This is a genomic window from Pseudomonas sp. H2_A10 (assembly GCF_054680085.1).
Map to the genome: position 1 here is coordinate 784863 of NZ_CP162821.1, position 26205 is coordinate 811067.

Genomic DNA, 26205 nt, shown 5'->3' on the forward strand with positions numbered 1-26205 from the left:
TCACACGCTCAACGGCTCAGATTTTGAAGCTGTCGACCAGTTGCTTCAGCCGATTAGCCTGTTGCGACAGCGCATCGCAATCCTTCAAGGTTTCGTTGAGGTTGGCCACGCCCTGCTGGTTAAGCAGGTTGATCTGGTTGATATCCACATTGAGGGTTTCCACCACGGCCGTCTGCTCCTCGGTGGCCGCTGCGACGGATTGGTTCATACCGTCGATCTCAACGATCCGCTGCGTGACGCTGACCAGGCGTTCGCCGGCCTGGTTGGCCACCCCGACGCTTTGCTCACTGGACGTTTGGCTGGCGTTCATGGTGGTCACCGCCTCGCGCGAACCCACTTGCAGCGAAGTGATCATTTTATGAATCTCTTCAGCCGATTCCTGAGTACGGTGAGCCAAGTTGCGCACTTCATCGGCCACCACCGCAAACCCACGTCCCGCCTCGCCGGCACGCGCAGCTTCAATCGCGGCATTCAGTGCCAACAAGTTGGTTTGCTGGGAGATGCCTTTGATCACATCAAGGATGTGGCCGATATTATCGGTGCTGGCGTTCAGTGTTTCGATCTGAGTGCAGGACAAACTGATTTTTTGCGACAGTTCAGACATCGCCAGGATGGTTTGCTCCACCACTTTGCGACCGTCGTCGGCTTGCTCGCTGGCACCGCTGGCGTGCTGTGACGCATCAGCCGCGTTGCGCGCGATTTCCTGAGTGGCGGCACCCAGTTCGTTGATTGCTGCGGCCACACTGTTGGTACGCGCACTTTGCTCATCGGAACCGATGATTGACGCGTTGGAGGATGCCATCACTCGCTGGGACAGGTCGTGCACCTGGCGTGTTGCCGAAGACACTTCGGAAATCGAAGCGTGGATACGTTCCACAAACCGGTTAAACGCACTGCCGACTTCGCCAAACTCATCTTTGCTGGTAACAGCGAGGCGGCGGGTCAGATCACCTTCACCTTGAGCGATGTCTTGCATCGCAACCCCCATAGTGGTCAAGGGCCGCAACAAGACCTGAATCAGCAGGCTCAAGAGCACAGCAATCGCGACCACGGCGATGAGCATAGCGATCAATGCCGACGTGCGGAATTTACCCAACGGTGCGTAGGCTTTGTCTTTATCGATCGACAGACCGATATACCAATCTGCCCCTGGCAAGCCGCTGATCGGAGTGAAGGACAAAATACGATCCTGGCCCTTGAGCACAACCTCCTGATTGACCTTCTCGATACGTAAGCGGGTGCCGGGATAGATGTCCTTGAGGTTTTTCATCACTTGGTCCTCGTCCGGGCTGACGATGACTTGGCCGTCGCCGCTGACCAGGAACGCATGCCCGATGCCGCCGAAATCCACCGAGTTGATGATTTTCACCAGGGTTTGCAAGCTGAGGTCTCCGCCCACTACACCCAGCAGCTCGCCGTTCTTTTTCACCGGCATGGCGATGGTGACGATCTGCCCGCCTACTGCAGCCATATAAGGCGGCGTGAGCATAGGTTTATCAGCCGCCACGGCTTGTTTGTACCAGGGGCGCTGACGGGGGTCGTAGCCGTCGGGCATTTTTGCATCCGGGCGCTGGGTAAACACACCATTGGTTTGACCCACATAGGTGAACTGGAAGTTCGAGGTGAACGCTGGTTGGTCGACTAGCCCAGGCAAGTCCGCTGCACTGCCTTGGTGAGCTACGTTTTGCGTCAGGCTTTCGAGTACCAGTATTCGACCACTGAGCCAGTTCTGCACACTGCTGGCGGTGAGCTCCCCGGATTGTTCGATGGACGATTCCAGGTTCTGCTTGATGGTGCTGCGCTGCAGGTAGTCGTTGTAAAGGGTGAACAACGCGAAGGCTAAAACCACTACGCCTGACGCGGCCAACAAGATTTTATGACTGAACTTAAGATTCATTTCATCGACTTCTTTTGCCAAAGGGGGATAAGCGTGCCGAGTGGAAATTCCATAAAACGGTAAGCGGAGTGTTCACCCGCTCCATTTCGGTGCACGCATGGCTCATCAAGCTTTCGGCCAAGTCGGAGCAAAACTTAGGGACTTATGGGAGAAATCTGATTTTTAACCCAGGAAAGAGATAGGCGGTAGGCGTTAGCGCTGTTGTGTGTTTTTCACTTGAGGACAACGTGGCGGGATTGCATCCCTCTAAACGACAAAACCCCTGTCTGCGTTAGCAGACAGGGGTTTCGGAATTTAATCTTGACGATGACCTACTCTCACATGGGGAAACCCCACACTACCATCGGCGATGCATCGTTTCACTACTGAGTTCGGGATGGGATCAGGTGGTTCCAATGCTCTATGGTCGTCAAGAAATTCTGTGTACCGGCCCGTCGCAGTATCAACGTGCCGATGAAATTCATGGACTTCTACATAAACAAAACCCCTGTCTGCGTTAGCAAACAGGGGTTTTGGAATTTAATCTTGACGATGACCTACTCTCACATGGGGAAACCCCACACTACCATCGGCGATGCATCGTTTCACTACTGAGTTCGGGATGGGATCAGGTGGTTCCAATGCTCTATGGTCGTCAAGAAATTCGGGTACTGACTCGTGACCAGATGGCCTCGCTTCAGCAAATTGGGTATGTGACAGCAGTCGGTGTTTTGTGAGTTACAAACTTTCGGTTCGTTTCGTCTTCACACACCGCAATCTGATGCTCTTTCGAGTAGTCAAATTGCTTGGGTGTTATATGGTCAAGCCTCACGGGCAATTAGTATTGGTTAGCTCAACGCCTCACAGCGCTTACACACCCAACCTATCAACGTCGTAGTCTTCGACGGCCCTTCAGGGAACTCAAGGTTCCAGTGAGATCTCATCTTGAGGCTAGTTTCCCGCTTAGATGCTTTCAGCGGTTATCTATTCCGAACATAGCTACCCGGCAATGCCACTGGCGTGACAACCGGAACACCAGAGGTTCGTCCACTCCGGTCCTCTCGTACTAGGAGCAGCCCCTCTCAAATCTCAAACGTCCACGGCAGATAGGGACCGAACTGTCTCACGACGTTCTAAACCCAGCTCGCGTACCACTTTAAATGGCGAACAGCCATACCCTTGGGACCGGCTTCAGCCCCAGGATGTGATGAGCCGACATCGAGGTGCCAAACACCGCCGTCGATATGAACTCTTGGGCGGTATCAGCCTGTTATCCCCGGAGTACCTTTTATCCGTTGAGCGATGGCCCTTCCATACAGAACCACCGGATCACTAAGACCTACTTTCGTACCTGCTCGACGTGTCTGTCTCGCAGTCAAGCGCGCTTTTGCCTTTATACTCTACGACCGATTTCCGACCGGTCTGAGCGCACCTTCGTACTCCTCCGTTACTCTTTAGGAGGAGACCGCCCCAGTCAAACTACCCACCATACACTGTCCTCGATCCGGATAACGGACCTGAGTTAGAACCTCAAAGTTGCCAGGGTGGTATTTCAAGGTTGGCTCCACGCAGACTGGCGTCCACGCTTCAAAGCCTCCCACCTATCCTACACAAGCAAATTCAAAGTCCAGTGCAAAGCTATAGTAAAGGTTCACGGGGTCTTTCCGTCTAGCCGCGGATACACTGCATCTTCACAGCGATTTCAATTTCACTGAGTCTCGGGTGGAGACAGCGCCGCCATCGTTACGCCATTCGTGCAGGTCGGAACTTACCCGACAAGGAATTTCGCTACCTTAGGACCGTTATAGTTACGGCCGCCGTTTACCGGGGCTTCGATCAAGAGCTTCGCGTTAGCTAACCCCATCAATTAACCTTCCGGCACCGGGCAGGCGTCACACCCTATACGTCCACTTTCGTGTTTGCAGAGTGCTGTGTTTTTAATAAACAGTCGCAGCGGCCTGGTATCTTCGACCGGCATGAGCTTACGGAGCAAGTCCTTCACCCTCACCGGCGCACCTTCTCCCGAAGTTACGGTGCCATTTTGCCTAGTTCCTTCACCCGAGTTCTCTCAAGCGCCTTGGTATTCTCTACCCAACCACCTGTGTCGGTTTGGGGTACGGTTCCTGGTTACCTGAAGCTTAGAAGCTTTTCTTGGAAGCATGGCATCAACCACTTCGCTAACTGAAAGTTAGCTCGTCATCAGCTCTCGGCCTTAGAATCCCGGATTTACCTAAGATTCCAGCCTACCACCTTAAACTTGGACAACCAACGCCAAGCTGGCCTAGCCTTCTCCGTCCCTCCATCGCAATAACCAGAAGTACAGGAATATTAACCTGTTTTCCATCGACTACGCTTTTCAGCCTCGCCTTAGGGACCGACTAACCCTGCGTCGATTAACGTTGCGCAGGAAACCTTGGTCTTTCGGCGTGGGTGTTTTTCACACCCATTGTCGTTACTCATGTCAGCATTCGCACTTCTGATACCTCCAGCAAGCTTCTCAACTCACCTTCACAGGCTTACAGAACGCTCCTCTACCGCATCACTTACGTGATACCCGTAGCTTCGGTGTATGGTTTGAGCCCCGTTACATCTTCCGCGCAGGCCGACTCGACTAGTGAGCTATTACGCTTTCTTTAAAGGGTGGCTGCTTCTAAGCCAACCTCCTAGCTGTCTAAGCCTTCCCACATCGTTTCCCACTTAACCATAACTTTGGGACCTTAGCTGACGGTCTGGGTTGTTTCCCTTTTCACGACGGACGTTAGCACCCGCCGTGTGTCTCCCATGCTCGGCACTTGTAGGTATTCGGAGTTTGCATCGGTTTGGTAAGTCGGGATGACCCCCTAGCCGAAACAGTGCTCTACCCCCTACAGTGATACATGAGGCGCTACCTAAATAGCTTTCGAGGAGAACCAGCTATCTCCGAGCTTGATTAGCCTTTCACTCCGATCCACAGGTCATCCGCTAACTTTTCAACGGTAGTCGGTTCGGTCCTCCAGTTAGTGTTACCCAACCTTCAACCTGCCCATGGATAGATCGCCCGGTTTCGGGTCTATTCCCAGCGACTAGACGCCCTATTAAGACTCGCTTTCGCTACGCCTCCCCTATTCGGTTAAGCTCGCCACTGAAAATAAGTCGCTGACCCATTATACAAAAGGTACGCAGTCACCCAACAAAGTGGGCTCCCACTGCTTGTACGCATACGGTTTCAGGATCTATTTCACTCCCCTCTCCGGGGTTCTTTTCGCCTTTCCCTCACGGTACTAGTTCACTATCGGTCAGTCAGTAGTATTTAGCCTTGGAGGATGGTCCCCCCATATTCAGACAAAGTTTCTCGTGCTCCGTCCTACTCGATTTCATGACTAAGAGATTTTCGCGTACAGGGCTATCACCCACTATGGCCGCACTTTCCAGAGCGTTCCGCTAATCTCAAAGCCACTTAAGGGCTAGTCCCCGTTCGCTCGCCACTACTAAGGGAATCTCGGTTGATTTCTTTTCCTCAGGGTACTTAGATGTTTCAGTTCCCCTGGTTCGCCTCTTGCACCTATGTATTCAGTACAAGATAACCATCTTATGATGGCTGGGTTCCCCCATTCAGACATCTCCGGATCAAAGTCTGTTTGCCGACTCCCCGAAGCTTTTCGCAGGCTACCACGTCTTTCATCGCCTCTGACTGCCAAGGCATCCACCGTATGCGCTTCTTCACTTGACCATATAACCCCAAGCAATCTGGTTATACTGTGAAGACGACATTCGCCGAAAATCTGTAATCACTCACAAATTTTACCTTAGCCTGATCCGTTACCAGTGAAAGTAACGTTCAGTCTATCTTTCTATCACATACCCAAATTTTTAAAGAACGATCTAATCAAAGACTAGAAATCAACATTCACCATCGCTAGGATGGAATGCTCATTTCTAAGCTCTATATAGAATAATGCATTCATCTCGCATTACCGTCTTCTTCAATGAATCAAGCAATTCGTGTGGGAACTTATGGAGCAGCTGATGTCGTCGATTAAGGAGGTGATCCAGCCGCAGGTTCCCCTACGGCTACCTTGTTACGACTTCACCCCAGTCATGAATCACACCGTGGTAACCGTCCTCCCGAAGGTTAGACTAGCTACTTCTGGTGCAACCCACTCCCATGGTGTGACGGGCGGTGTGTACAAGGCCCGGGAACGTATTCACCGCGACATTCTGATTCGCGATTACTAGCGATTCCGACTTCACGCAGTCGAGTTGCAGACTGCGATCCGGACTACGATCGGTTTTATGGGATTAGCTCCACCTCGCGGCTTGGCAACCCTCTGTACCGACCATTGTAGCACGTGTGTAGCCCAGGCCGTAAGGGCCATGATGACTTGACGTCATCCCCACCTTCCTCCGGTTTGTCACCGGCAGTCTCCTTAGAGTGCCCACCATGACGTGCTGGTAACTAAGGACAAGGGTTGCGCTCGTTACGGGACTTAACCCAACATCTCACGACACGAGCTGACGACAGCCATGCAGCACCTGTCTCAATGTTCCCGAAGGCACCAATCTATCTCTAGAAAGCTCATTGGATGTCAAGGCCTGGTAAGGTTCTTCGCGTTGCTTCGAATTAAACCACATGCTCCACCGCTTGTGCGGGCCCCCGTCAATTCATTTGAGTTTTAACCTTGCGGCCGTACTCCCCAGGCGGTCAACTTAATGCGTTAGCTGCGCCACTAAGAGCTCAAGGCTCCCAACGGCTAGTTGACATCGTTTACGGCGTGGACTACCAGGGTATCTAATCCTGTTTGCTCCCCACGCTTTCGCACCTCAGTGTCAGTATCAGTCCAGGTGGTCGCCTTCGCCACTGGTGTTCCTTCCTATATCTACGCATTTCACCGCTACACAGGAAATTCCACCACCCTCTACCATACTCTAGTCAGTCAGTTTTGAATGCAGTTCCCAGGTTGAGCCCGGGGATTTCACATCCAACTTAACAAACCACCTACGCGCGCTTTACGCCCAGTAATTCCGATTAACGCTTGCACCCTCTGTATTACCGCGGCTGCTGGCACAGAGTTAGCCGGTGCTTATTCTGTCGGTAACGTCAAAACAATCACGTATTAGGTAACTGCCCTTCCTCCCAACTTAAAGTGCTTTACAATCCGAAGACCTTCTTCACACACGCGGCATGGCTGGATCAGGCTTTCGCCCATTGTCCAATATTCCCCACTGCTGCCTCCCGTAGGAGTCTGGACCGTGTCTCAGTTCCAGTGTGACTGATCATCCTCTCAGACCAGTTACGGATCGTCGCCTTGGTGAGCCATTACCTCACCAACTAGCTAATCCGACCTAGGCTCATCTGATAGCGCAAGGCCCGAAGGTCCCCTGCTTTCTCCCGTAGGACGTATGCGGTATTAGCGTCCGTTTCCGAACGTTATCCCCCACTACCAGGCAGATTCCTAGGCATTACTCACCCGTCCGCCGCTCTCAAGAGAAGCAAGCTTCTCTCTACCGCTCGACTTGCATGTGTTAGGCCTGCCGCCAGCGTTCAATCTGAGCCATGATCAAACTCTTCAGTTCAAACATCTTTGGGTTTTTAAGAAACCCTAAACTTGGCTCAGCAATCGTTGGTTACATCTTTGATTTCTCGCGGAGTAACTTGTGATGCTGATAATCTTGTTGACTATCAGTCTGACTCCACAAGCACCCACACGAATTGCTTGATTCAGTTGTTAAAGAGCGGTTGGTTAAGAGCTTTCGTCTCAACCGAGGCGCGCATTCTACAGCAGCCTCACTTGCTGTCAAGCGGTTATTTTCAGAAGCTTTCGAAGATTTCTTCAACAACTTCAACCACTTGCGCTTCCGATCTCTCGTCAGCGGGAGGCGAATTCTACAGCGTTACACGCTGCTGTCAACACCTCTTTTTCAACTTCCTTTTGGCTTCGATGAACTGAAGCAACTTGCTGCCGAAAACTGCGTAACTCATTGTTTACCAAGGAGTTTTCCGTTTCGACTGCGCCGGAAGTGGGGCGAATTATAGGCTTCCAGAATCTGGCGTCAACCATTAATTTTGCTTTTCCTATCAATCAAGAGAGATTGATTAAAAACCACCCAAATGCGCCCGAAGAAACCGCTAGATGACTCCCGCCTCTTTTAACGCCGCAATATTCAACGGCGCCAGCCCCAACACTCTCTTCAACACCAGCTCCGTATGCTCACCCAATAGAGGAGGTGCGCTGCGATACTCCACAGGTGTCTTGGATAACCGAATCGGACTGGCAACTTGCGGCACCAACCCCGCCAACGCATGAGGCAACTGCATCGCCAGCCCACGCGCCTTCACCTGAGGATCGGCAAACACCTGCGAAAGGTCATTGATCGGACCACAAGGCACCCCAACTTGCTCAAGCTGGGCCACCCACTCCGCCGTCGTCTTGAAGACCGTCGCCTGGCGAATCAACGGAATCAGCACCGCACGGTTAACCACCCGCACTTTATTAGTGGAGAAACGTGGGTCATCCGCCCACTGCGGCTGACCCGCCACTTGCGCAAACTTGCGAAACTGCCCGTCATTACCCACAGTCAGGATGAAATCACCATCGGCCGTGGGGAAATCCTGATAAGGGACAATATTCGGATGAGCGTTACCCAGGCGCTTCGGAGGCACCCCCGTCGTCAGATAATTCATCGCCTGATTAGCCAAGCAGGCCACCTGAACATCGAGCAACGCCATATCGACGTGTTGCCCGCCACCGTCATGATCTCGATGCGCCAGCGCAGCAAGAATGGCCACCGTCGAATAGAGGCCCGTGAGAATGTCAGTCAACGCCACTCCCACCTTTACCGGCCCCGCCCCCTCATCACCTTCCGGCCGACCAGTCAGACTCATCAGCCCGCCCAGCCCCTGGATCATGAAGTCATAACCCGCACGCGCGGCATAAGGTCCGGTTTGGCCGAAGCCCGTGATAGAGCAATAGATCAACTCAGGATTAATCTCCTTGAGCGACTCATAATCCAGCCCATAGGCCGCTAAACCATCCACCTTAAAATTCTCGATGAGGATGTCGGACTTAGCCGCCAGATCCCGTACCAGCTTCTGCCCCTCAGGTCGGGTGAAGTCGATAGTCACCGATTCTTTATTACGATTGGCAGACAAGTAATACGCCGCCTCACTGGTGTTCTCGCCATAAGCATCTTTAAGGAAGGGGGGCCCCCAGGCCCGCGTGTCGTCACCACTACCGGGGCGTTCAACCTTTATTACCTCTGCCCCGAGGTCCGCAAGAATCTGCCCGGCCCAAGGGCCCGCCAACACTCGCGATAAGTCCAATACCCGCAGATGCGATAGCGCGCCCATACCGTTCTCCTATTAATAGAACGCCTGAAGACCGGTTTGCGCACGCCCCAGAATCAAGGCGTGCACGTCGTGGGTACCTTCATAGGTGTTAACCACCTCCAGATTCACCAGATGACGCGCCACCCCGAATTCGTCGGAAATGCCGTTGCCGCCCAACATGTCCCGTGCCATACGCGCGATATCCAGAGACTTGCCGCACGAGTTGCGCTTCATGATCGAAGTAATCTCTACCGCAGCCGTGCCTTCATCCTTCATGCGCCCCAGGCGCAGGCAGCCTTGCAGGGCCAGAGTGATCTCAGTCTGCATATCGGCCAGCTTCTTCTGGATCAACTGAGTCGCCGCCAAAGGCCGACCGAACTGGTGACGGTCCAAGGTGTATTGGCGAGCGGTGTGCCAGCAGAACTCGGCGGCGCCCAACGCCCCCCAGGAAATGCCATAGCGCGCCGAGTTCAGACAGGTGAAAGGCCCCTTCAAGCCTCGCACATCAGGGAAGATGTTCTCTTCCGGGACGAATACGTTATCCATCACGATCTCACCGGTGATGGAGGCCCGCAGCCCGACCTTGCCGTGAATCGCCGGCGCACTCAGCCCCTTCCAGCCTTTTTCCAGAACAAACCCGCGGATATCACCCGCGTCGTCCTTGCCCCACACCACGAACACATCCGCGATCGGACTGTTGGTGATCCACATCTTCGCGCCTGTCAGGCTGTATCCGCCCTCCACTTTGCGCGCACGCGTGATCATCGCGCCCGGATCAGAGCCATGGTTTGGCTCGGTCAGGCCGAAACAGCCAATCCACTCTCCAGAGGCCAATTTCGGCAAGTACTTCTGTTTTTGCGCCTCGGTGCCAAATTCATTGATAGGCACCATGACCAATGACGACTGCACGCTCATCATCGAACGGTAACCAGAGTCGACACGCTCAACCTCACGCGCAATCAGCCCGTAGCTGACGTAGTTCAAGCCACTGCCACCGTACTGTTCGGGAATCATCGCGCCCAACAACCCGGTTTCACCCATTTCTCGAAAGATTGCAGGGTCGGTCTTTTCATGACGGAAAGCTTCGAGCACACGCGGCGCTAGTTTGTCCTGGGCGAATTGCTCAGCACTGTCGCGCACCATGCGCTCTTCTTCGGTGAGCTGTTGATCCAGCAGCAGTGGATCGATCCAGTTGAAGCTTGCCTTGCCAGCCATGAATAAGTCCTCGCAAAGAAAATCAGAAGTCGTGGAAGGAGCCTAGGCCGGGCAAGCAAAGAGAGCAAACGAGGTTTCTGCATAGGCTTGTGCTAATTTCTCACTTCGAAACACTAAAAATGGCGTATTGGCGCCTTATCAAGTGAGAACAAGGTACATGCGTAGGAAAATTCCCAGCACTACCGCCCTTGTCAGCTTTGAGGCGGCGGCCCGCCACGAGAGCTTTACCAAGGCGGCGCACGAGCTCTCCATCACACAAGGCGCGATCTGCCGACAGATCGCCAGCCTGGAGGAATTTTTAAGTGTCGAGCTGTTTCGGCGTTCGCGGCGCGGGGTAAAGCTGACGGAGGCGGGGCTGTCCTACAGCCGCAGAGTCGCAACGCAACTGGATGCCGTGGAGCGCGACACCCTGTCAGTGATGGGTCAGCAGGGCGCAAATACGATTGAGCTAGCGGTGGTACCCACGTTTGGTACGCAATGGTTAATTCCTCGTCTCAAGGATTTTCAACGCCAGCACCCAGAGGTAACGGTGAACCTCACCAACCGCACCCGCCCCTTCCTGTTTGCAGATACCGAGTTCGATGCCGCGATTTACTTCGGTGATGCCGACTGGCCCGGCACCGAGTCCCACCGACTGATGGGAGAAAATCCTGTTCCCGTTTGCAGCCCCCGGTTGCTGGGCAAGCGCAAGCGCTTCACCTCCTCAGAGATCGCGCAACTGCCGCTGCTGCAACAGACCACCCGCCCTTATGCCTGGCGCCAATGGTTCAACGCCCAACAGCTGAATATCCCACGCGACATGACAGGCCCACGTTACGAGCTATTCTCGATGCTGTCCCAGGCCGCCATGCATGACATGGGCATTGCGCTGATCCCGCCCTTCCTCATTCAGCGAGAACTGGACGAGCATCGACTGGTAATCGCAAGCCCCGAGGCACTGACCAGTTCGAAAGCTTATTACCTGATGATTCCTGACAAAAAAGTGGAATCAGCTTCGCTGCATGCGTTCAGGGACTGGCTTATCGATCAATCGAAGCGGTACAGCCCCTGCAATTAAAGGGCAAAGCCTTAATGCTGACCTTGTAGTCAATAAAATCTTGGCGCTACAGATATACGTATATGTCGCATTTAAGCAGACTGTACTTGTCTATCTAAAATACGGCTTAAAGCCATGAATCGCGTGGCTTGTAGCGACGCTCAATGGCCAATGCGCGACCATTCACATCAACAATGTAAAAAGTCGCTCTAAACCTTTGCGCGCCTTTAAAGGCCTGTATTTGAAGAGATTATTCCAAGGCGTTGCGACAATCGGTCACAGGGTGACTTGTAGTTAATTTTTCGTCACCCGTCATAATCCCTTGAAGGCCGTAAAGTTCGCCTGCAAAATGCCGCGCCCCGCTGTCATTTCAGCGGGATCGTGCTGATCGGCCGCCCCAGTTGTGCCACTCGCGGCGCACTGGCCTTTTTACAAAAAGATCAAAAGCAAAAAGATCATGCAGGAGATTTGACGTGCACATTGGTGTTCCTCTCGAAACCCAGACCGGTGAAACGCGGGTGGCTGCCACCCCGGAAACCATCAAGAAGCTGATCGGCCAGGGCCATAAGGTCACTGTACAAAGCGGAGCAGGCATTAAGGCCAGCGTCGTCGACAGTGCCTATGAAACAGCAGGCGCAACCATTGGCAGCGCCAACGATGCATTTGGCGCCGAGCTGATTCTCAAAGTGGTTGCTCCCAGCGACAGCGAATTGGCGCTGATCAAAAGCGGCACCGTGTTGGTGGGCATGCTCAATCCGTTCAGCAACGAAACCATTGCCAAGCTGGCCGAGCGCGGCATTACCGCCTTCGCTCTTGAAGCAGCCCCACGCACCTCGCGTGCCCAGAGCCTCGACGTGCTGTCCTCGCAAGCCAACATCGCCGGCTATAAAGCCGTGTTGCTCGCCGCTCATCACTATCCGCGCTTCATGCCGATGCTGATGACCGCCGCAGGTACCGTCAAAGCCGCTCGGGTGCTGATTCTAGGTGCGGGCGTCGCAGGCTTGCAGGCCATTGCCACGGCCAAACGCCTCGGTGCAGTGATCGAAGCGTCTGACGTACGCCCGGCGGTAAAAGAGCAGATCGAATCCCTCGGCGCCAAGTTTGTCGACGTACCTTACGAAACCGACGAAGAGCGCGAATGCGCCGTCGGCGTCGGCGGTTATGCACGCCCGATGCCCACAAGCTGGATGCAACGCCAGGCCCTTGCCGTGCACGAGCGCGCCAAGCAAGCCGATATCGTCATTACCACCGCCCTGATCCCAGGCCGCAAGGCACCCACCTTGCTCAGCGCCGAGACAGTTGCGCAGATGAAACCCGGCTCGGTGGTCATTGACCTCGCGGCAGCCCAGGGCGGCAACTGCCCGCTGACCGTTGCCGACCAGGTGGTGGTGGAAAACGGCGTGATCATTTGTGGCCCGACCAACCTCGCCGGCGCTGTTGCCGCCGATGCGTCGGCCTTGTATGCGCGCAACCTGCTGGACTTCCTGAAGCTGGTCTTCACCAAGGAAGGGCAGTTTGAAATCAACCTCGAAGACGACATCGTCGCTGCGTGCCTGATGTGCCGCGACGGCCAAGTCATCCGCAAAAACGCCTAAGCAAGGATTCAGACGATGGAAGAGCTTATCTCCCCCGGTATCTACAACCTGATCATCTTTGTGCTGGCGATCTATGTCGGTTACCACGTGGTCTGGAACGTTACCCCCGCGCTGCACACGCCGCTGATGGCGGTAACCAACGCCATTTCGGCGATCGTAATCGTCGGCGCCATGCTCGCGGCCGCGCTTACAGTCACACCACTGGGCAAGACCATGGGCACCCTCGCCGTGGCACTGGCGGCGGTCAACGTGTTCGGCGGCTTCCTGGTCACGCGCCGCATGCTTGAGATGTTCAAGAAGAAAGCCCCGAAAGTAAAAGAAGAGGCGCCATCGGCATGAGCATGAATCTGGTAACGACGCTCTACCTGATCGCGTCGATCTGTTTCATTCAGGCCCTTAAAGGCCTGTCGCACCCGACCACCTCGCGACGCGGCAACCTGTTCGGCATGCTCGGCATGGCGCTGGCAGTGCTCACCACCGTGGGCCTCATCTATAAGCTGGGCGCCGAGCTTGCGACGGCCGGCATCGGCTATGTGATCGTCGGCCTGCTGGTCGGCGGCACCGCTGGTTCGATCATGGCCAAGCGCGTTGAGATGACCAAGATGCCGGAGCTGGTGGCGTTCATGCACAGCATGATCGGCCTGGCCGCGGTGTTCATTGCAATTGCCGCCGTGGTTGAGCCGCAATCGCTGGGCATCGTCAAGCACCTGGGCGATGCGATTCCGGCGGGCAACCGTCTGGAGCTGTTCCTCGGTGCCGCCATCGGCGCCATAACCTTCTCCGGCTCGGTGATCGCCTTCGGCAAGCTGTCGGGCAAGTACAAATTCCGCCTGTTCCAGGGCGCACCGGTACAGTTCGGCGGCCAGCACAAGCTGAACCTGGTATTGGGCCTCGCTACGCTGGGCCTGGGTTTGGCGTTCATGTTCACCGGCAACCTCACCGCCTTCGCGCTGATGCTGGCCCTGGCCTTCGTGCTGGGCGTACTCATCATCATCCCCATTGGCGGCGCCGATATGCCCGTGGTGGTGTCGATGCTTAACAGCTACTCCGGCTGGGCGGCGGCGGGTATCGGCTTCTCGCTGAACAACTCGATGCTAATCATCGCCGGTTCGCTCGTCGGCTCAAGCGGCGCGATCCTGTCGTACATCATGTGTAAGGCGATGAATCGTTCCTTCTTTAATGTGCTGCTCGGCGGCTTCGGCAACGCGCCGGATACCAGTGCCGCTGCGGGTTCTAAAGAAGCGCGCCCGGTGAAGTCCGGCTCGGCCGACGACGCGACCTTTCTGCTGACCAACGCCGACACCGTGATCATCGTGCCAGGCTACGGCTTGGCGGTGGCGCGGGCGCAACACGCGCTGAAGGAATTGACCGAGAAACTGACCCACCACGGCGTCACCGTGAAATATGCGATCCACCCGGTGGCGGGCCGTATGCCTGGGCATATGAACGTGCTGCTCGCCGAGGCTGAAGTGCCTTACGACCAAGTGTTCGAGATGGAAGACATCAACTCTGAGTTCGGCCAGGCCGACGTGGTGCTGGTGCTGGGCGCGAACGACGTGGTCAACCCGGCCGCGAAGAACGATCCGAACTCACCGATCGCCGGTATGCCGATCCTGGAAGCGTTCAAAGCCAAGACCATCATCGTCAACAAGCGCTCAATGGCCAGTGGTTACGCCGGCTTGGATAACGAGTTGTTCTACCTGGACAAGACCATGATGGTTTTCGGCGACGCCAAGAAGGTCATTGAAGACATGGTTAAAGCCGTCGACTAACACTGCTTCAGCGCAATACTCCAAACCCCGGCCTCACGTAGGCTGGGGTTTTTTATTGCTGCATGAAACCCGACCAAAGGCTCTAAATCGCTGCCTTGCATTCGACCATGGTAGCGGGCCGAATTTTTTTGAAATCACTACACTGCCCACCTTGCTTCCGTAGCCTGAGATAACCATTCATGTACCGTGATCGTATCCGCTTGCCTTCGCTGTTGAACAAGGTCATGAGCGCGGCAGACGCCGCCGCACTGATCGAGGACGGCATGACCGTCGGCATGAGCGGCTTCACCCGTGCCGGTGAAGCCAAGGCCGTTCCCCATGCCCTCGCCGAGCGCGCCAAGACCTCGCCACTGAAAATCACCTTGATGACCGGCGCCAGCCTGGGCAATGACCTGGATAAGCAACTGACCGAAGCCGGCGTGCTGTCCCGACGCATGCCGTTCCAGGTCGACAGCACATTGCGCAAGGCTATCAACGCCGGCGAGGTGATGTTTATCGACCAGCATTTGTCGGAAACCGTCGAACAACTGCGCAACAACCAGCTCAAGCTACCGGATATTGCCGTGATCGAAGCCGTGGCGATCACCGAGCAAGGGCATATCGTGCCAACCACCTCCGTCGGTAACTCGGCCAGCTTCGCGATCTTTGCCAAACAGGTGATCGTCGAGATCAACCTGGCGCACAACCCGAACCTGGAAGGGCTGCACGACATTTATATCCCGACCTATCGCCCAACCCGTACGCCGATCCCGCTGGTAAAGGTCGACGACCGCATCGGCAGCACCGCAATCCCAATCCCGCCGGAAAAGATCGTCGCCATCGTCATCACCAACCAGGCGGACTCCGCCTCGACCGTGACGCCCCCCGACAGTGACACCCAAGGAATCGCCAATCACCTGATCAACTTCCTCAAGCAGGAAGTCGACGCCGGGCGCATGACCAACAAGCTCGGGCCGCTGCAGGCCGGTATCGGCAACATTGCCAACGCGGTGATGTGCGGCTTGATCGACTCCCCCTTCCAAGACCTGACCATGTACTCGGAAGTACTGCAGGACTCCACGTTCGACCTGATCGACGCCGGCAAGCTGAGCTTCGCCTCGGGCAGTTCGATCACACTGTCGGAGCGGCGCAATGCCGACGTGTTCGGCAACCTGGAGCATTACAAGGACAAACTGGTACTGCGCCCGCAGGAGATCTCCAACCACCCTGAAGTGGTGCGTCGCTTGGGCATTATCGGCATCAATACCGCGTTGGAGTTCGACATCTACGGCAACGTCAATTCCACCCATGTCTGCGGCACGCGGATGATGAACGGCATTGGCGGCTCCGGTGACTTCGCGCGTAACGCGCACTTGGCGATTTTCGTCACCAAGTCGATTGCCAAGAGCGGCGCGATTTCCAGCGTGGTGCCGATGGTCAGTCATGTGGACCACACCGAACACGATGTAGACATCCTCGTCACCGAAGTAGGCCTGGCAGACTTGCGCGGCCTGGCGCCAAGGGAAAGGGCTCGGGTAATCATCGACAACTGCGTGCATCCCGCATACCGCGATGCGCTGAACAATTACTTCGAGGGCGCCTGCGCATTAGGCGGGCATACGCCGCACATCCTGCGCGAAGCGCTGAGTTGGCACATTAACCTGGAAGAAACCGGGCATATGCTCAAGGCTTGATTGATACAGAGCCGAGCTGATGCAAATACATTTTCATCAGCTCGGCTGCAACAGCCCCAACTCCTGAAAAAACTGTACTGCTGTACCGGTCATTTCCTACCGAATTATCCTACTCGCCTCGTTAAAAATGCCTATTTCGCACTATTTCAGTGCGGACAGGTACAGTTGCCCCATTTCCGTACAGTACAGCCCCTATAAACAGTTAACTGGCCCCTCACAATACAGGTGAACTGTATCTAGAGAGTCTTGCGCCGGAAGAGGATCATTGGCATCAGTTAAACCACTACCTAATCCCGCCACAAGCGGAAGGATGTCATCATGGAACGTACACTCAGTTCCGAACTGTTCTTCGAAGATAAAGCTGTAAACACCCAGGCTTCCCTGCCTCTGCGCGTTCTTGCCAACCTGATGCTGTGGCAGCGCCGCATCTCCAGCCGCCATCAGTTGGCTCGCCTGGATTCGCGTCTGCTGGCTGACGCCGGTATCAGCGAAGCTCAACGCTACGAAGAGCTGAGCAAGCCGTTCTGGCGCTAATTGGCGCCCGCTGGCCCTGACCCACCGGGTCCACTGCCAGCACTGATTTGTCAAAACAAAGCCCGCCCCGGGTAACCGGAGGCGGGCTTTGTTGTTCTCGGCGCGTGCAATTTCGAGCCAATAAATCAGCGCAACAGGTACAGTTATATGCCTATTAAATACCATAGGTACAGTTATTAAGGCTGCATAACAACCTATCCGAACCGATAAACCACAGCCTAATATCCAACCAGCACGTGGCGAGCCTTTGCGCCACCTTCACTGCTCATCTATAGGAGTCACCCCATGCCCGTTCTTCGCCTGCTCAGCGCTGCTGCCTTGTTGGCCCTGGCTTTCAATGCCAACGCGACCAGCTTCATCGTGACCACCGATTCCATCGTCGGCGCACTGAAGGCTACGTCCGACGCCACTTCCGATGCGACTTCCTCCCTGCGTGACAACAAAGTCGTGCGCGCCGCGCGTGACGACGCGGCCAGCTTTGTCGCCAGTGAAGGCGCCATTCGTGGCGTGAAGCTGGAAAGCGCCCTTGCGCAAATCCGTCAACAAGCGCCACAACTGAACACCGCGACCGACGCACAATTGGCCCAGGCCATTCTGGCCATCTGAGCCCCAGCGCGTAAAAGGGAGCGCCAACGGCTCCCGAATGCCTTGGCGCTGGCTCTCGCCCGGGCATTGCGCTAGCCTTGGCGCTCGTTTTCAGTTGTCGAGTCCCATGGCTTTTTCATACCGACTGTTCATTGTTCCTGTGTTGTTTTCTGCCTGCTGGTCACCTTGGGTTTCGGCCTTTGACGTGACCCTCCAGAGCACCGTCGCGAGCGCGTATGCCACCAGCAAGGTGACCTCCGCGCCCTTCGACAAAAAAGTAATCGTTGCCGCAAGGGATGACGCTGCCGCATTCATTGCTACCGACGGCCAATGGCGAGGAGCACGGCTGGAGTCGGCGCTGGATTACCTGCGCCGAACCCAACCAAAACTTCATGTCAGCGACCTTGAACTGGCGCAGGCAATTCTCGTCCAATAACCATCTCTGTATTTCCCTCTTTGTAACTGGAGTAATTCCATGCGTAGCCCGCTGATCGCCGCCGCCCTCGGCCTGCTGTTGTTGGCCGACGTTGCCCAGGCACAGACCCTGGTGGCCACCAGTAACATCATTGTTCGCGCGTCTGGCCGCACCATTGATTTCACCTCGGACACCACCACGTCCATCCGCGATTCCAAAGTCGTGCGTGAAGCTCACGATGATGCGGCCAGCTTCGTCGCCAGCAATGGTGAAATCCGTGGCGCTCAGTTGGAAGCCGCCTTTGACACCTTGCGCACCCGCCTGCCGGAAGCCCGTGACGCCAGTGACCAGACCCTCGCCGAAGCTATTCTCGCTCTGTGAGGCGCCTTGTCGCCTGGCTCCTGGCCGGGATTGTGCTGCTGTGTGCCGGCGCAGCCCAGGCCAGCCTGCAACTGCGGCTCAAGACAGAAGGCTTGAGCCCGGCCCAACAACAGGCCAGCCAGGCATTGCTCGATGAAGCGATGCGCTCATTGCCGCCGCGCTTTGTCGAGCAGTTGGACCGCCGTATCGATGTCGGCTGGACCGACAAAATGCCCGAAAACGCCTACGGCCAGGCTTCGCTGGTGTCCGAACTGGACCTGAACCGCAACCTGCTCGACAGCTTGACCGATGGCAGCGCCGCCACCCAGAAGACCAATCGCCCCCACGGCACCGTGCGCCGGGAAATGCTCGCCACCGTGCTGCATGAACTGACCCACATCTATGACCGTGCGCGCCTGTGGTCTCCCGACGAACGCAGACTGATCCAGCGTTGCGCTCGACAAAACAACATCACCGGCCTGATTGGCCTGCCCGATCAATGCCGTGGCCAGAACGACCGCCGCTTTACCCTCAGCGATGACCCGCGCCTGCTGGACCTCGCGGGCTGGCCACAATATGTCGGCCGTCGCGGCGAGCGCGAGCAGCACAACCGCCAGGTCGTGCGCAGCCCGGATATCTACGAAACCACCAGCCCGCTGGAGTTCGTCGCGGTCAACATGGAGTACTTCCTCCTCGACGCGAGCTACGCCTGTCGGCGTCCGGCGCTGTTCCGCTATTACCAGCAGCACTTCGGCTGGGCCCCGCCGACGCAGGACGCCTGCGCCAAGGCCTACCCATTCCTCAATGCCGGCAACGATTTCGCCAAGACACCGCTGGGCCACGTGGACCCGGAGCGGGTCTACGAGATCGACTACCTGCTGGCCGAAGCCAACCAGAATCTGGTCAGCCGCTGGGGCCACAGCATGTTGCGCCTGGTGATCTGCGCCCCAGGCCGCCCGCGCGGGCCGGATTGCCGGCTCGACCTGGACCAGCATTTGGTATTGTCCTACCGCGCATTTGTCGGTGACGTACAACTGTCGAGTTGGGACGGCCTGGTGGGCAAGTACCCGTCACGCCTGTTCGTGTTGCCGTTGGCCCAGGTGATCGACGAATACACCAAGACTGAACTGCGCGGCCTGGCCTCCGTACCGCTGAAACTGTCGCGCCAGGAAATCACCGACACCGTCGAGCACGCCGCCGAAATGCACTGGAGCTACGACGGTAATTACTACTTCCTGTCCAACAACTGCGCGGTCGAAAGCCTGAAACTGTTACGCAGCGGCAGCGCCAATCCGCAACTGACCGGCTTGGACAACATCACCCCCAACGGCCTGCTCGAAGTCCTGCAAGCCCGTGGCCTGGCCGATACCAGCGTGCTGAATGACAAACGTGAAGCGCTGCGCCTGGGTTATCACTTCGACTCCTTCCGCGAGCGCTACCAGGCGATGTTCGAAGTACTGCGCAAGCATTTGCCGATCGAACAGGCCCAGGTTGAAGACTGGTTAGCCTTGAGCGCGGCGCAACGCCGCCAATGGTTCGACCAGGCAGACCTGCGCACCAGCGCCGCGTTGCTGCTGCTGGAACAAGCCAGCTTTCGTAAACAGTTGATGCTGGCCCAGGACGAAGTCAAACAACGCTACCTCGGCGCCCGCGAGCTGAAAAACGGCGGCATGGAGAAGGCCAATGCCACCCTGCAACAGATCCTCGCCAACAGCGGCTTTCTCAGCCGCCCAGCGGAATTGCTGGGCAGCGGCGGCTATGGCCTGCCGCAGCCATCGGAAGCCAAGCGCCTGGAATCGGAAAGCGCCGAACGCCAGAAGCAGCTGCAATCGCTGACCGGCGAGCTGGATAAAGAGGTGAGGGCGCTGCTGGACCCTTCCCGCGCCGCCGAGATTGCCGCGTGCGAGGCCAACCTCAGGCAGCTCGGTGAACACCTGCGGTCGCTGCACAAAGCGGCCGGCGGCCTCGAACTGCCCTGAAATACCCGAGATAGATACACTCCAAATGTGGGAGGGTGCTTGCCCCCACATTTGACCGATGTATTCCTGTAGACCGTGCATCCGCCTCCCCTCACCTGTTTGGCCAGCGAAAGCTGGCTGAAAGCTTTCGCGTCTAGGATCACCCCCACTGTCGGCAACAAGACCGGCTGTTAACAACAACAATGGTGATTCCCGATGTCCGCCCGTAACCGCCTGCTCGCCCCGACTCCACCCGTACGTCTAGAGCCTTTCGTTCTGCGCTGAACCTGAACCGGTTCGCCATTCCCTAGCCGCACTACGCCTGGAGTACTCCTATGCTGACTTTCCTTGGCTTCGCCATGGTCATCACGTTCATGTTCCTGATCATGACCAAGCGCCTGTCCGCGCTGATCGCCCTGATCATCGTGCCGATCCTGTTCGCGCTGTTCGGTGGTTTCGCGCCGAAGATCGGCCCGATGATGCTCGAAGGCATCACCAAGCTCGCGCCAACCGGCGTGATGCTGATGTTCGCCATCCTCTACTTTGCCCTGATGATCGACTCCGGCCTGTTCGACCCGGCCGTGCGCAAGATCCTCAAGATGGTCAAGGGCGACCCGCTGAAGGTATCGGTCGGTACCGCCGTACTGGCCCTGGTGGTGTCCCTCGACGGTGACGGCGCCACCACCTACATGATCTGCGTAGCCGCCATGTTGCCGCTGTATCAACGCATCGGCATGAGCCCGCGAATCATGGCCGGCCTGATCATTCTCGCCGGTGGCGTGATGAACATGACCCCCTGGGGCGGCCCGACCGCCCGTGCCGCCAGTGCGCTGCATGTGGACCCTTCGGATATTTTCGTACCGATGATCCCGGCCATGGCCGCGGGCGTCGTGGCAATCCTGGTGATCGCCTATATGTACGGCAAACGTGAACGGGCGCGTCTGGGTGAGTTGCACCTGCAGGGCGACGAGATCGATCACAGCGAAATCAGCGTGTCGCAATTCCCTGACGCGCGCCGTCCGAAGCTGATCTGGTTCAACGGCGCCCTGACCCTCGCCCTGATGTGCACCCTGATCGCCGGCCTGTTGCCGCTGCCGGTGCTGTTCATGGTGGCGTTCAGTATCGCGATGATCGTCAACTACCCATGCCTGCAACAGCAGAAAGACCGCGTCGCCGCCCATGCCGGCAGCGTTTTGGCGGTGGTGGGGCTGATCTTCGCCGCCGGTATCTTCACCGGCATTTTGTCGGGCACCGGCATGGTCGATGCCATGTCCAAGAGCCTGCTGGCGGTCATCCCTGAAGCCCTGGGCCCGTACCTCGCGGTGATCACAGCGCTGGTGAGCATGCCGTTCACCTTCTTCATGTCCAACGACGCGTTCTACTACGGTGTGTTGCCGGTGCTCGCCGAGGCCGCCAGCCACTACGGTATCACCGCTGTAGAAATGGCCCGCGCCTCCATCGTTGGCCAGCCTGTGCACTTGCTCAGCCCGCTGGTACCGTCGACCTACCTGCTGGTGGCCCTGGCCGGTATCGAATTTGGCGATCACCAGCGCTTCACCTTGAAGTGGGCAGTACTGGTATGCCTGTGCATAATGTTCGCCGCATTGCTGATGGGGATTTTTCCGCTGTTCAGCACTCTATAATCGTACAACCCAACTGCGCCGACCCTACGCCGGTGCGGTCTAACACACGCTCAAAGGAATACACATGGAATGGCTGACCAATCCGGAAATCTGGATTGCCTTCTTCACCCTGACGGCTCTCGAGATCGTCCTGGGCATCGATAACATCATCATGATTTCGATCCTGGTCAGCCGCATGCCCAAGCATATGCAGGCGCGCACCCGGATCTTCGGCCTGGCACTGGCCATGGTCACGCGCATTCTGTTGCTGCTGTCGATCACCTGGGTCATGCGACTGACCGCCGACCTGTTTGTGGTGTTTGGCCAAGGCATTTCCGGGCGCGACCTGATCCTGTTCTTCGGTGGTCTGTTCCTGCTGTGGAAGAGCTCACAAGAGATGTACCACGCGCTGGAAGGTGAAGATGAAACCCACGACGAGCCTAAAGGCGCCGGTGGCAAGTTCATCTACACCATCATCCAGATCGCGATCATTGACATCGTGTTCTCCCTGGACTCGGTGATTACTGCCGTGGGTATGGTTTCCCACGTACCGGTCATGGTTGCCGCGATCGTCGTCGCCGTACTGGTGATGATGCTGGCCGCCGGCACCATCAGCGAATTCATCGATAAACACCCGTCGTTGAAGATGCTGGCGCTGTCGTTCCTGCTGGTGGTGGGTACCGTGCTGATCGCTGAATCGTTCGATGTGCACGTGCCAAAAGGCTACGTCTACTTCGCCATGGCGTTCTCGCTGGCGGTCGAAGCGGTGAACATCAAAATGCGTACCGCCATCGCGAAAAAGAAGAAGCAGCAGGATCCAGTGAAACTGCGCAAGGACATTCCGGGTCAATAAATTTGACCCGCTGTTGAAAAAGGGGCTTAAAAGCCCCTTTTTTTCTGCGCATTCGGGACACGAAGCATCCCTGGCGGCATCCCCAGGCAGAGCGTGAGGCATCGGCCTTCATGACAGTTTTGTTTCAATCCCCACTTTAGCTATGCGATGCTGGCGCAGCGCCCATTCGCCAACTACAGCTTAAGTACAAGACGTAGAGCGGCACGCGGCAATTCTCATTTGCTCCTTTGGAGCACACCCACACGGGGGGCCGAGCATGCTGACCTTGCTCAATCTGCTTTCCGCCGTGACCCTGCTGATCTGGGGCACGCATATCGTCCGCACCGGCATCCTGCGGGTCTACGGCTCCAACTTGCGCCAAGTCATCGGGCAGAACATGTCCAAGCGCTGGCTGGCGTTTATCGCCGGCATCCTCGTCACGGCCATGGTGCAGAGCAGCAACGCCACGGCAATGCTGGTGACGTCTTTTGTCGGCCAGGGCCTCATGGGCCTGATGCCTGCCCTGGCGACCATGCTTGGCGCCGACGTCGGTACCGCGTTGATGGCGCGAGTGTTGACCTTTGACTTGTCGTGGTTGTCACCACTGCTGATTTTTCTCGGGGTGATTTTCTTCCTGTCGCGCAAACAGACGCGGGCCGGGCAGCTCGGGCGGGTGGGCATCGGCCTCGGGTTGATCATCCTCGCGTTGCAATTGATCGTTGAAGCCGCCGGGCCGATTACCCATGCCCAGGGGGTCAAGGTGATTTTCGCCTCGCTGACCGGCGACATCCTGCTCGACGCCCTGGTCGGCGCCTTGTTCGCGATGATTTCCTACTCCAGCCTGGCCGCCGTGCTGCTGACCGCTACCCTGGCCGGCGCCGGTGTGATCGGTTTGCACGTAGCCATCGGCCTGGTGATCGGCGCCAACATCGGCAGCGGCGTACTGGCATTTCTCAGCACCAGCATGCAGAACTCCGCCGGTCGCCAAGTGGCCTTGGGCAGCCTGTTATACAAACTGATCGGCTTGCTCTTGATCATCCCGGTACTCGACCCCCTCGTACGCTGGATGGATGATTTGGACTACAGCGCCCAAGGCATGGTCATCACCTTCCATCTGCTCTACAACGTCAGCCGCTGCCTGATCCTGTTGCCGACAATTGGCCCGATGGCCCGCCTGTGCGCGTGGTTGCTGCCCGAGCGTGAAGAGGTCAACGGCAAGGCCAAGCCCCGGCATCTTGACCCCACTGCCCTCACCACGCCCAGCCTGGCGCTGGCCAACGCCGCCCGCGAGACCCTGCGCCTGGGCGATCTGATCGACAACATGCTCAGCGCGATGCAGGAAGTGCTGCTCGGCAAGCAAACCGCCATCACTCAGGAAATGCGCAGCCTCAGTGATGACGTCGAAGCGCTCTACAGCGCAATCAAACTCTACCTGGCGCAAATGCCCCGCGAAGACCTCAGCGAACACGACAGTCGGCGCTGGGCCGAGATCATCGAACTGTCGATCAACCTAAAGCTGGCCGGTGACCTGATCGAACGCATGCTGCGTAAAGTCCAGCAGCAAAAGACCTCACAGCGCCGCCAGTTCTCCGAAGTGGGGCTGGAAGAACTCACCGACCTGCACAGCCAGTTGATCGCCAACCTGCGCCTGGCCTCGTCGGTGTTCCTCAGCGCCGATCCGGAAAGCGCCCGTCAGTTGCTGCGGGAGAAACGCCGCTTCCGCGCCCAGGAACGCCGCCTGGCCCATGCCCACGTCAGCCGCCTGCAACGCAAGATCGTGCAAAGCCTGGAAACCAGTTCCCTGCATCTTGAACTGATTGCCGACATGAAACGCCTGAACTCGTTGTTTTGCAGCAGTGCGTATGTAGTGTTGGAAACCTCCGACACCGGCGCGCTCTCGGCTGAAGATATTGCCGACATCACGCATTCGCCCTGAACGTACGATGGCCCGTGAAGTCAGTTAGAGCTGACCTCACTCGCCAGGAAGCCAGTTATGCGTCGCCTGTTATTCGCCTGCCTGCTCATGGGTTCTGCCCACGCCTTTGCCTTTGATCGCTTGCAAGTCGAGGGCTACACCCTGCCCAACGGTTTGCAACTGCTGCTCAAACCGGGCACCGAACGCGGGCATGTCGCCATCCGCCTGGTGGTGGGCGTCGGCCTGGATGACTTCAGTTGCGAGGAAAAGGAACTGCCGCACCTGCTCGAGCATGTGTTGTTCAGCGGCATTGACGGCGCGGACGAAGGCGACCTCGAAGAGCGCATGCAAGCCCTGGGCGGCGAGTGGAACGCCTACACCAGCAATGCCGACACCACCTTCGTGATCGAAGCCCCCGCGCACAACCAACGCAAAGTGCTCGACTTATTGCTGGCGATCATCACCCGCACCGAACTGACCGACGCCAACATTGACGCCGCCAAAAAAGTGGTTGAGCGCGAAGACGGCGGCCATTACTCGCACCTGCAACGCCTCCTGGACCGTCAAGACCTCGGCCACACCGCCAGCAATCAGTTGGCGGTCGAGTTGGGCCTCAAATGCGCCGAGCGCGCCGAAGTCGGTCACCTGACCCGCGAGCAGTTGCAGGCGCTGCGCACGCATTGGTACGCCCCCAATAACATGACGCTAATCGTCGTCGGCGATCTCGACAAACTGCTGCCGGCCTATCTGGAGCGCACCTACGGCGAACTTGACCCGGTCGACCCCACCGAACACCGGCCCTTGCCCGAGATCCGGCACACCGCGCTCGGCCACCGCGAGCTAATCCACGGTTGGGTCGGCGACAGCGCAAAACTGCACTGGCTGTTCCCCGAACCCGTGCTGGACGACCAGCATGATGAGACCTACGACCTGCTCAAGGACTACCTCGACTGGGCGCTGTACCGCCAACTGCGCCTCCAGCACGGTTTGTCCTACGGCCCCCGAAGCGAACGCGAAGTGCTCGGCGGCGTCGGTTTCCTAAGCCTGAATGCCGACCTTGAACGGGACAAGCTCCCCGCAGCCGAACATGTCATGCAGGACCTCACCGCCCAACTGCTCAAGGACGGCCTTGATCCGGCCGTCTTCGCGCGCCTGCAGCAGGCCGCCATCGCGCGGCAAGCCTGGGCCGTGCAGGGCAACAGCGCATTGGCGGACTACTACTGGGCTGCGGCAGCCGACTACGACAACGGCCGCTTCAGCGACCCGGCCAAACGCATCAAGGCCGTCCATCTGGACCAGGCCAACCAGGCCATGCGCCAATTGCTCAAGCAGCCAGGTTACTGGCGTGTGGAAAAACCCCTGCTCAGTTACGACATGCTGAGTTGGATCGGCGCCGGTGCACTCGGCCTGATCGCCATTGTGTTGATCGGCATACGGGTTTATCGCAAACGGATCGCGTAATGAGGCACCGAACACCAGGTTAAGACGTTATTCTGTTTGGGTTTTTCTCC

At 57.1% G+C, this 26205-nt stretch carries 17 protein-coding genes and 4 rRNA genes; 14 read left to right on the plus strand and 7 right to left on the minus strand.

The window, feature by feature from the left end:
- Nucleotides 1–16: 16 nt before the first annotated feature.
- The 7 genes from AB4O23_RS03495 to AB4O23_RS03525 all read right to left on the minus strand — a co-directional run bounded on the left by AB4O23_RS03495 (nucleotide 17) and on the right by AB4O23_RS03525 (nucleotide 10397).
- Complete coding sequence (locus tag AB4O23_RS03495) at nucleotides 17–1897, minus strand: methyl-accepting chemotaxis protein (protein WP_017528425.1); 1881 nt, start codon at nucleotides 1895–1897, stop codon at nucleotides 17–19.
- Between the two features lie 298 nt (nucleotides 1898–2195).
- Nucleotides 2196–2311: ribosomal RNA gene (rrf, locus tag AB4O23_RS03500) — 5S ribosomal RNA — on the minus strand.
- A gap of 109 nt (nucleotides 2312–2420) precedes the next feature.
- Nucleotides 2421–2536: ribosomal RNA gene (gene rrf, locus AB4O23_RS03505) — 5S ribosomal RNA — on the minus strand.
- A 157-nt stretch (nucleotides 2537–2693) separates the two neighbouring features.
- Nucleotides 2694–5585, minus strand: a 23S ribosomal RNA gene (locus AB4O23_RS03510).
- A gap of 307 nt (nucleotides 5586–5892) precedes the next feature.
- Nucleotides 5893–7429 (minus strand): 16S ribosomal RNA (locus AB4O23_RS03515).
- Together the 16S, 23S and 5S rRNA genes form the textbook arrangement of a ribosomal RNA operon.
- Nucleotides 7430–7982: 553 nt before the next feature.
- Nucleotides 7983–9203 (minus strand): CaiB/BaiF CoA transferase family protein, encoded by a 1221-nt coding sequence (locus AB4O23_RS03520; protein ID WP_017530610.1) that lies wholly within the window; start codon nucleotides 9201–9203, stop codon nucleotides 7983–7985.
- Nucleotides 9204–9215: 12 nt separating this feature from the next.
- A complete protein-coding gene (locus tag AB4O23_RS03525; protein WP_003170842.1) occupies nucleotides 9216–10397 on the minus strand; it encodes an acyl-CoA dehydrogenase in 1182 nt (393 codons plus the stop codon).
- Between the two features lie 157 nt (nucleotides 10398–10554).
- On the opposite strand from AB4O23_RS03525, the gene AB4O23_RS03530 reads away from it, so the two are divergent.
- The 14 genes from AB4O23_RS03530 (at nucleotide 10555) to AB4O23_RS03595 (ending at nucleotide 26155) form a co-directional block, all read left to right on the plus strand.
- On the plus strand, nucleotides 10555–11454 hold the full coding sequence (locus AB4O23_RS03530) for a LysR family transcriptional regulator (protein WP_161979894.1): 900 nt from the start codon (nucleotides 10555–10557) through the stop codon (nucleotides 11452–11454).
- Between the two features lie 452 nt (nucleotides 11455–11906).
- Nucleotides 11907–13028, plus strand: a complete 1122-nt coding sequence (locus tag AB4O23_RS03535; RefSeq protein ID WP_010207879.1) for a Re/Si-specific NAD(P)(+) transhydrogenase subunit alpha — start codon at nucleotides 11907–11909, stop codon at nucleotides 13026–13028.
- A gap of 15 nt (nucleotides 13029–13043) precedes the next feature.
- Nucleotides 13044–13367 carry an NAD(P) transhydrogenase subunit alpha part 2 gene (locus AB4O23_RS03540; RefSeq protein WP_017530608.1) on the plus strand — a complete coding sequence of 108 codons (324 nt, stop codon included), beginning with the start codon at nucleotides 13044–13046 and terminating at the stop codon, nucleotides 13365–13367.
- Nucleotides 13364–14800 (plus strand): NAD(P)(+) transhydrogenase (Re/Si-specific) subunit beta, encoded by a 1437-nt coding sequence (locus AB4O23_RS03545; protein ID WP_017530607.1) that lies wholly within the window; start codon nucleotides 13364–13366, stop codon nucleotides 14798–14800. The genes AB4O23_RS03540 and AB4O23_RS03545 overlap by 4 nt, the downstream gene beginning before the upstream one ends.
- 179 nt (nucleotides 14801–14979) lie before the next feature.
- Nucleotides 14980–16473 (plus strand): acetyl-CoA hydrolase/transferase family protein, encoded by a 1494-nt coding sequence (locus AB4O23_RS03550; protein WP_017530606.1) that lies wholly within the window; start codon nucleotides 14980–14982, stop codon nucleotides 16471–16473.
- Between the two features lie 318 nt (nucleotides 16474–16791).
- Entirely contained in the window at nucleotides 16792–17007 is a 216-nt protein-coding gene (locus AB4O23_RS03555) for a DUF1127 domain-containing protein (protein WP_008081135.1), read from the plus strand.
- Between the two features lie 285 nt (nucleotides 17008–17292).
- A complete protein-coding gene (locus AB4O23_RS03560; protein WP_017530605.1) occupies nucleotides 17293–17613 on the plus strand; it encodes a DUF2388 domain-containing protein in 321 nt (106 codons plus the stop codon).
- Between the two features lie 106 nt (nucleotides 17614–17719).
- Complete coding sequence (locus tag AB4O23_RS03565) at nucleotides 17720–18028, plus strand: DUF2388 domain-containing protein (protein WP_065879174.1); 309 nt, start codon at nucleotides 17720–17722, stop codon at nucleotides 18026–18028.
- 39 nt (nucleotides 18029–18067) lie between these two features.
- Entirely contained in the window at nucleotides 18068–18388 is a 321-nt protein-coding gene (locus tag AB4O23_RS03570; RefSeq protein ID WP_065879175.1) for a DUF2388 domain-containing protein, read from the plus strand.
- A complete protein-coding gene (locus tag AB4O23_RS03575) occupies nucleotides 18385–20346 on the plus strand; it encodes a DUF7844 domain-containing protein (protein ID WP_017530602.1) in 1962 nt (653 codons plus the stop codon). Before AB4O23_RS03570 ends, AB4O23_RS03575 begins: the two co-directional genes overlap by 4 nt.
- A 314-nt stretch (nucleotides 20347–20660) precedes the next feature.
- Nucleotides 20661–21968 carry a CitMHS family transporter gene (locus AB4O23_RS03580; protein ID WP_017530601.1) on the plus strand — a complete coding sequence of 436 codons (1308 nt, stop codon included), beginning with the start codon at nucleotides 20661–20663 and terminating at the stop codon, nucleotides 21966–21968.
- 64 nt (nucleotides 21969–22032) lie between these two features.
- Nucleotides 22033–22800: a TerC family protein gene (locus tag AB4O23_RS03585; protein WP_017530600.1), complete on the plus strand. Its 768-nt coding sequence runs from the start codon at nucleotides 22033–22035 to the stop codon at nucleotides 22798–22800.
- A gap of 256 nt (nucleotides 22801–23056) precedes the next feature.
- Nucleotides 23057–24715 (plus strand): Na/Pi cotransporter family protein, encoded by a 1659-nt coding sequence (locus AB4O23_RS03590; protein ID WP_460147355.1) that lies wholly within the window; start codon nucleotides 23057–23059, stop codon nucleotides 24713–24715.
- Nucleotides 24716–24772: 57 nt separating this feature from the next.
- Complete coding sequence (locus AB4O23_RS03595; protein WP_017530598.1) at nucleotides 24773–26155, plus strand: M16 family metallopeptidase; 1383 nt, start codon at nucleotides 24773–24775, stop codon at nucleotides 26153–26155.
- Nucleotides 26156–26205: the final 50 nt, after the last annotated feature.